Genomic DNA, 7,759 nt, shown 5'->3' on the forward strand with positions numbered 1-7,759 from the left:
GCCTGTACATCTGCATCGAGGCAACGGGGCAATGGCGGGTAAAAACCATGCCCGCCGGCGAAGAAGCGGTGTCTGCCCCATTGATCACTCCGGAGCAGTGCCGCGTTTTAAAGCTGAAACTGCTGGCCGATTACGGTGAACTGGCCTGGCGGGCCGCGCTGCCTTTTTTCGCCCAGCGTTGCCACAACCTGCTGGGCAATCAGATCACCCCTTCACCGGTTAAGGCAATATTTGACAATCTCAATCAGTTTTTTTTCAACGGCTTTTTGCCGCCCCTGAACATCTACTGGAATTCCCGCCTGCAGCTGACCCGCGGGCGGCTGGTGGTATGTAACCCGAAAAGCTGCTGGATTGAACTGCACCCCTATTGCCGGCGTTTCGAGGCCATCCTGCTCAGGGAAATGGTCCGTTACTGGGTGCTGATCAATTCCGGCTGCGCCTGTGACACCTCGCCCTTGTTTATCGAAAAATGCCTGGAGGTACGGGCGCCATTAAATATTGAACATTATCCCGCCAATTACTACTCATTTATCCGCGCCGTCGCCCGCGGCCGGAAAAACCGGTAAACATCCGGACGGCGTCACATTGAAAACCCGTCCCGGAACGGGCCGGAGCGCTTTAATCCGGCGGATCAAAGCGCTCCGGCTATTGTCCGAAACTTCCGGTTCCCCGGTGTTTATCAGGCCTGCCCGTGGCAGTTGTGGTCATGACCGTGACTGTGGTCACAGACCGCTCCCCGGGAAACAAGCTCACCCCGGGCACAATCCCTGGCCACTGCCGCCACTTCCCCGCTGGCACCCGTAATCACGTTAAAACCGGCGGCTTCCAACGCCTGCAGGGCGGCAGGACCGATGCCGCCCAGGATCACCGTGTCCACGCCCTCTCTTTTCAACAGCCCGGCCAGGCCTTCGTGGTTATGCTGCAGCTGAGCCGCCGAAACAGTATGCTGTTCCTTGATCGAGTCGCCTTCCAGATCCATGATCAGAAACTCCTGACTGCGGCCGAAATGTTGATTCACCCGGCCCCGCTCGTTTGGAACGGCAATTTTCATAGTAGCATGCACTCCTTAATATTAATTGACTTTTTTCTGCTCACCGGTAATGGTCAAAACGGGGTCGATATTAAAGGCCTTGCCGCTGTACTCCTCAATTTTTCCGGCGTCACCCAGGGCGGCCAGTTCCGGATCCAGCGGCAGCACATCAAGCAGGCGCAGGTCATTGGCGCGGGCGGCATCCGCCACATGGCCGCTGCCGAACAGGTGAATGCGCTCGCCGCAATGCGGACAGGCCAGGTAGCTCATGTTCTCCACCAGGCCGAGCACGGGTATGTGCACCTGCTGGACCATTTTAATTGCTTTTTTCACCACCATCATGGCCAGATCCTGGGGTGAGGAGACCACGATCAACCCGTCCAGTGGCAACGACTGCAGCACCGTCAGCGGTACGTCGCCGGTGCCGGGCGGCATGTCCACAATCAGGTAGTCCAGCCTGCCCCAGGCCACATCGCTCCAAAATTGTTTCACCGCGCTGGCCAGAATGGGACCGCGCCAGATTACCGGGTCGTCTTCCTCCGGTAAAAGCAGGTTTAACGACATCACCTCAATGCCCAGGGCTGTTTTTACCGGCAACAGCATTTCGTTAAACTGTTCCGGTCTGGCCTTCAAGCCAAATAACCGGGGAATGCTCGGTCCGGTGATATCGGCATCCATGATGCCCACTTTGTAGCCCGCCCGGGCCAAGCTGACGGCCAAAAGGGCACTGACCGAGGATTTGCCCACGCCACCCTTGCCGCTCATCACCCCGATCACATGCTTGATTTCACTGGCCTCGTTCTGGGGCAGCAGCAGGGACTTGCCGCAGCTTTCGGGGGAACATTGCCCTGTTTTGTCCTTGCATGATTCACATTGATTGTTCGCCATTTTCCCTCGCCTCATCGCAATATTATAGTAAACCGATCATAGTTTAACATATTATTCTTGGCCTGCCTACTCCTGCGTGAAAGCATTCCCCCGGAATAAAACCCCTATACGCCCCGACGCACCTGCTTTTTGCCGCTCCCGCCATGAGATCGGGCAGCAGAACCAGGTCTGTACAGCCCCGCTAATTAAACCCCCTCCCGGTTTTGAGCTCATGACCGTAATTATCGTACTATTCTTTTTAGCATTTGTCAACTATCAAAATAAAACAGCGCTTTCAATGTGACGGCCGTACCCCGCCGCTCCGGTGCCCCGCCCCGGCGGCCTGTTTTCACGCCCCGTTACAACCATGCTTTTTCCGGACAAAAAAAGCGGCCCCAGAAAGGCCACCACGCAACTTATATGACTATTCCGACTTTTTATCCCGCCGCCCCTTGCCCTTACACTTCAACCGTGAGGTGTACGGGCACCGGGCGGCCACCTGCTTTTTACCTGTTGATGCCAAGAGGGGCGAGCGCTTGGAAAGGGGAAACAATATTGTATTTCAAAGCCCAGCTTTCCGGAGGCAGATCAAAGGCAATGGCCATCAACTGGGTGAAAAAGAGCACCGGCATGGCAAAGCTGGTCTGCAGCAACTGGTTCATCCGCCCCTGATAGGAATCCAGGTTCAACTGACACATCGGACAGGGGGTGACAATCATCTGTGCGCCGCCTTCGGCGGCTGATTCAAGAATCTCCCGGCTGGCACCCATCAGGATCTTTTCCGCCGGCAGGGTCTGGGAACTGCCGCAACAGCGGGTTTTCATGGGGAAAGGCGTCGCCGTGGCACCCAGCGCTTCAATGATCCGGTCCAGGACAACCGGGTGTTCGGGATCGTCGAACTCCCAGGGCAATGTGCGCATGGTCTGGCAGCCCACATAGCCGGCCACCTTCAAACCGGTCAGCGGGCGTTTCACCCGCGCGCGGATGCGCTCAATACCCACGTCATTGACCATGACCTCGAGAATTTGTCGCACCTTCAAGGTGCCGTTGTATTTCAGCCCGGCCGCGGCCAGCGCTTCATTGGCCGCGCGATGAAAATCCGCGTCTTCCTGAAAACGCTTGTTGGTTAAGGCCAGACTTAAAAAACAGGAACTGCAGGCCACCAGCACATCCAGTCCTCTGGGCTCGGCCAGGGCGAAATTGCGTGCCGCCACCACCTGCTGCGTATAGTCACCGACCACGCCGGAAGCGACAGTGGCTCCACAGCAGTTCCAGTCCGGAATTTCCTCCAGTTCCATCCCCAGCGCTTCCGCCACCGGCTCTACCGACTTGCGGTACGGCACAGCCGTGCCTTCCATGGAGCAACCCGGATAAAAGCTGTACCGCATTAGCTTACCTCCTTCCGCTGGGAGCGCGCCTTCTCGATGATCTTGTGTAAATCGCCCAGGCCCTTGATTTTGCGCGGCGGCAGCAGCGGCATGCGGCTGTGGCGCAGCATGTCCATGCCCACATCTTTCATGGACAGGATTGTTTTTATTTCTCCCAGAATACCCCGTTTCAGGAAATAACGGGCTGTTACGCCGCCTTCAAATACGCGTCCCCGGCTCCAGATCTCCTTCCAGAAAGCCTGGTAGAAGGCCGCCTGGGGGTGGGTGACATAGCCCTGATCTATGGCCAGGTTTTTCAAGTCGTGCATCACATCCACAATAGCAATGCCGCGCGGACAACGTACTTTGCACATCAGGCAGGTGGTGCACATCCACATGGTGTTGGATTTCATCACTGTTTCCTTCTTGCCCTGCTTGATCAGGTTGAAAAGACGGCGTGGCGAATAATTCATCGATGCCCGGGTGGCGCAGGAAACCGCGCACATGCCGCACTGCATACACTTTTTTATCTGCGGCCCGTTTTCCAGGGCATATACTTCACGCGAAAAAGCGGGGTCATAGCGGACAGCTTCAGGAGAAACCTGACAGTCGGCCATTTTTCACTGCTCCTTTGCCCTTGGATTTGCCGGGGGACGGGACGGCCGCCGGCCGTCCCGGCACACCCCCATATTCATTGCGGCTTAAAGGGCCGCACTTAAAATCCGGCATTTTCTCCCGGGCCGCCGATTAGAAACCTTTCATCGGGTTGGGGCCCAGTTCATCCAGTTTTTCAGCGAATTCGTCCAGAATGCCGGGAATCTGATCGTAGTCGGTGATGCTCACTTCCGCCATGCGTACCCGCTCCGACTCCAGACCGAGCCGGTCCAGGGTCTCGGAAACCTTGGAGAGACGGATTTCGGCCAGTTCGCTGCCTTTCATAAAGTGGCACTGGTAGTCGTCGCCGTGCTTGCAGCCCAGCAGCAGCACACCGTCAATACCCCGGGACATGGCGTCGGCAATCCAGACCAGATTCAGCGAACCAAGGCAGCGCACCGGGATGATGCGTACCCACGGGTTGTAGTTCAGGTGGTTGATCCCGGCCATATCCAGTGCCGGCATGGCGTCGTTCTCGCAGGCCAGAACCAGGATGCGCGGTTTCTCCTCGTCCTCCTCCGGCACCTCGATGGCCTTGAGCATGTTGCCGATCATCGGCACGGAATAGTTCTTGAAGGAAATAATCCGTTCCGGGCAGGCCCCCATGCAGGTGCCGCAACGCCGGCAACGGGTCGGGTTGGGCAGCGGGTTGCCTTTTTCATCCTCGTTAATGGCCCCGAAGGGACATTCCTCGGTGCAGCGTTTGCACTGGGTGCAGCGCTGCATGAAGAACTGCGGATAGGAGAAATCCCACACCCGCGGATGCACCGCCGACCCCTGCGCCGTCAGTTCCACGCACTGAATGGCCTTCAAGGCCGCCCCGGTGGCGTCGGCAATGGTTGAAGGCAGGTCCATCGGCGCCCGTACGCTGCCGGCGGCGTAAATGCCGGTGCGGCGCGTTTCGTAAGGGAAGCAGATGAAGTGGGAATCGGGAAAACCATATTTCAAAGCCGGCAGTTCCGGACCCTGGCGGTATTTCAAGTTCAAAATCCGCTGCTCGGCGGCCGCCACCGCTTCGGAAGCCTCCGCAGTAGCCGCCGCTTCCTGTTCGGCCACCTCTTTTTGCACTTCAGCCGGCAGCCCGGCCAGAGTGGACGGAACCATACCGTTGGCCAGCACCACCAGATCCAGTTCCTCGGCCGCCGTTTTTTCACCCATCAGCAAATCATCCGCTTCAATGGACAGACTGCCATCATCTTCATTGATGCAACTGACGTCCCCCTTGATGAAAATAACGCCAGCCTCCTGGGCACGCATATAAAAATGCTCATACTGGCCGTTGGCCCGGATATCCTTGTAAAAGACATATACCGCCGCTTCCGGGTTTTGCTCCTTGACATAAAGCGCCTGTTTCATGGATTCCACACAGCAGGCGGCGGAACAATAGGGCAGGTGTTCAGCGTCCCGCGACCCGGCGCACTGGATAAAGGCCACCTTTTCTACTTCCTTGCCGTCCGAGGGACGGGTGATTTTGCCCTTGCCCGCGATTTCTTCCAGCATGGCCTGGGTAATCACATTGGCATAGCGGCCGAAGCCCAGGTGCCCCAGCCGTTCGGGGTCGTACGGGCGGGCGCCGGTGGCCAGCACGATGGCGCCGATCCTTTCCCTGGCCACGCTGCCGTTTTGACTGATTTCCACGTCAAAAACGCCCGGCCCGCCGGCCGTACTCTGAATTTCCGCCGACGTATACACCTTGATGTCCGGGTTGGCGGCAATTTCCTGCGCTATAGCCGCACATTTGTTTTCTTCCAGTTCCCGGAAGGGCGGTTTCAATGGAGGCAGCTTATAGCATCTGGCCGCCCAACCGCCAAGTTCCGCTTCCTTCTCCACCAGCACCACCTGATAACCGGCCCCGGCCGCTTCCAGCGCCGCCGTCATACCGGACAGGCCGCCGCCCACCACCAGGATGGTTTTGCTCAGGTCTTCCGCCGCATAGGGTTCCGGCGGATCCATGTTTTCCATCTTGACAATGCTCATGCGCAGGTTGTCTGTGGCAAGCATCTGGATATTTTCTTTGACATCCTCGTCGTCATCCGGGTTTTGGTGGCTCCATACCCCCTGCTCACGCAGGTTGGCCCGTTCCACCAGCACCGCCGGACCGAAATTGAATACATCGTAATTGACCCGTGAAGAGCAGGCGGCGATAACAACGGCGTTAATCCCCTCTTCTTCCAGATCCTTTTTTATTTCCGCCACGCCTGCGGCGCCGCACAAAAAGGGGTGCGACTTGCACACGGCCACTGAATATTCGTCATCGACTATTTCGGACAGGGCTTCGAAATCAACCACCTCGCCGATCCCGCAACCGGTGCAGACATATACTCCGATCTTCTTGTCCATGGCGTTACCTCCTCACCGTCGATTGAATGGCCTTGAGCGCTGCCGCAGTGGCATCCCTGACGGCGGAAGCAACATCCAGCGGCTGCTTAACGCATCCAGCGCCATAAATTCCAGGTGTTTGAGGATCGGTATCAAAGAAGCCGTCTTCATCATAGCAAACATCCAACGGAATTTTATCCTCCCTGGTGCCGGGCGCCATGCCGGTGGCCAGCACCACCAGGTCGAACTTCTCTTCCAGCAGGTTCTGGTTCAGCTGATCTTCGGCAATCACAGTCAGGTTCTTGTCGGCGTCCTCTTTGATTTCGCCGGCCTTCCCCTTGATCAGTGTAATGTCGTCCTCATTTTGCACCTTGACAAAAAAGTCTTCGTACTTGCCCCGGGCACGGATATCAATGAAGAAGATGGAAATCTTTGCCCCGGGGTATTGTTTTCTTACATAGGTGGCCTGCTTCAAGGTGGCCAGACAGCAAACGTTGGAGCAGCAGTGCAGGTGGTTTTCATCCCGTGAACCGGCGCACTGCACAAAAGCAATGCTGTTAATCTCCTTACCGTCGGAAGGACGGACGATCTTCCCGCCGGTGGGACCGTTGCCCGCAGCCAGTCTTTCCATCATCACATTGGTGATCACGTTCTCGTAACGCCCGAAACCGTAATAGGAAAGTTTGGTGGCGTCGTAAGGCTGCCAGCCGGTGGCCCAAACAATGGCGCCAACCTTCAGATTGATTGTCTTCGGCTCCATGTCCAGCTCAATGGCATTGTACTGGCACGCTTCCACGCACTTGCCGCAGGAATCGCAAACCTGCTTATCGATCACATACTTCATCGGGAAGGCAAATACATGGGGCAGATAAATGGCTTTGGTTTTATCCAGCCCGTAATTGAACGCATTGGGCCGTTCCAGGGGACAAACTTCCGCACACTTGCCGCAGGCCGTACAGTTCTGATTGACGTAACGGGGATTCAAGCGGACGGTAACCTCAAAATCCCCTTCCTGTCCGGATATTTTTTCCACTTCGGCCATGGTGAAAAAGCGGATGCGCGGATTTTGTTTCAGGCGCTTGAAGTTAATCTCCAGACCGCAGTTGGGCGGGCACAGTTTGGGGAAATACTGGTTCAACTGGGCCACCCGGCCGCCCAGATACGGGTTCTTTTCGACCAGGAAAACCTCCCGGCCGGCTTCGGCGGCTTCCAGAGCGGTGGTGATCCCGCTGATCCCCCCGCCAACCACCAATATGCTTTTTTCCATAATTCTCATCACCCCACCATTTCTCCGCTGTATTTTTGTAAACATGCCGCCCTCTCCATGATTACGGAAATTATGGGGATCCGGCATCTCTACAAGATCAAGATCGAGCCGTGGCCGCGGACGGCCACGGCTGCGACAGCACGTGGATGACACATGCGAGGGCTGATGCAAGCCTGAAATAGCTGGTCGGACAGGTAACTAGTCGATGACGGAGAGGATCGGCCGGGTGAACATGGACCATTCGCCATTGGCCGG

The 7,759-nt window shown here is 56.9% G+C and carries 7 protein-coding genes; 1 reads left to right on the forward strand and 6 read right to left on the reverse strand.

The window, feature by feature from the left end:
- Positions 1-566 (forward strand): SprT family zinc-dependent metalloprotease (locus tag A6M21_RS18610; protein WP_161485987.1); only part of this gene is annotated, 566 nt, incomplete at its 5' end.
- A gap of 113 nt (positions 567-679) precedes the next feature.
- On the opposite strand, the gene A6M21_RS03260 is transcribed toward A6M21_RS18610, so the two are convergent.
- The 6 genes from A6M21_RS03260 to A6M21_RS03285 form a co-directional block, all read right to left on the reverse strand.
- Entirely contained in the window at positions 680-1,051 is a 372-nt protein-coding gene (locus A6M21_RS03260) for a NifB/NifX family molybdenum-iron cluster-binding protein (protein ID WP_066666466.1), read from the reverse strand.
- Positions 1,052-1,072: 21 nt separating this feature from the next.
- Positions 1,073-1,918 (reverse strand): Mrp/NBP35 family ATP-binding protein, encoded by an 846-nt coding sequence (locus tag A6M21_RS03265; protein ID WP_066666467.1) that lies wholly within the window; start codon positions 1,916-1,918, stop codon positions 1,073-1,075.
- 485 nt (positions 1,919-2,403) lie between these two features.
- The gene (locus A6M21_RS03270) at positions 2,404-3,285 is read right to left on the reverse strand and encodes a CoB--CoM heterodisulfide reductase iron-sulfur subunit B family protein (RefSeq protein WP_066666468.1); all 882 of its coding nucleotides are present in this window, start codon (positions 3,283-3,285) and stop codon (positions 2,404-2,406) included.
- On the reverse strand, positions 3,285-3,881 hold the full coding sequence (locus A6M21_RS03275) for a 4Fe-4S dicluster domain-containing protein (protein ID WP_066666469.1): 597 nt from the start codon (positions 3,879-3,881) through the stop codon (positions 3,285-3,287). The genes A6M21_RS03270 and A6M21_RS03275 overlap by 1 nt, the downstream gene beginning before the upstream one ends.
- A 130-nt stretch (positions 3,882-4,011) precedes the next feature.
- Positions 4,012-6,258 carry an FAD-dependent oxidoreductase gene (locus A6M21_RS03280; RefSeq protein ID WP_066666470.1) on the reverse strand — a complete coding sequence of 749 codons (2,247 nt, stop codon included), beginning with the start codon at positions 6,256-6,258 and terminating at the stop codon, positions 4,012-4,014.
- A gap of 4 nt (positions 6,259-6,262) precedes the next feature.
- Positions 6,263-7,507 carry a CoB--CoM heterodisulfide reductase iron-sulfur subunit A family protein gene (locus A6M21_RS03285; RefSeq protein WP_151191783.1) on the reverse strand — a complete coding sequence of 415 codons (1,245 nt, stop codon included), beginning with the start codon at positions 7,505-7,507 and terminating at the stop codon, positions 6,263-6,265.
- Positions 7,508-7,759: the final 252 nt, after the last annotated feature.

It is taken from the genome of Desulfotomaculum copahuensis, assembly GCF_001655685.1.
Taxonomy (GTDB): Bacteria; Bacillota; Desulfotomaculia; order Desulfotomaculales; family Desulfovirgulaceae; genus Desulfotomaculum_G; species Desulfotomaculum_G copahuensis.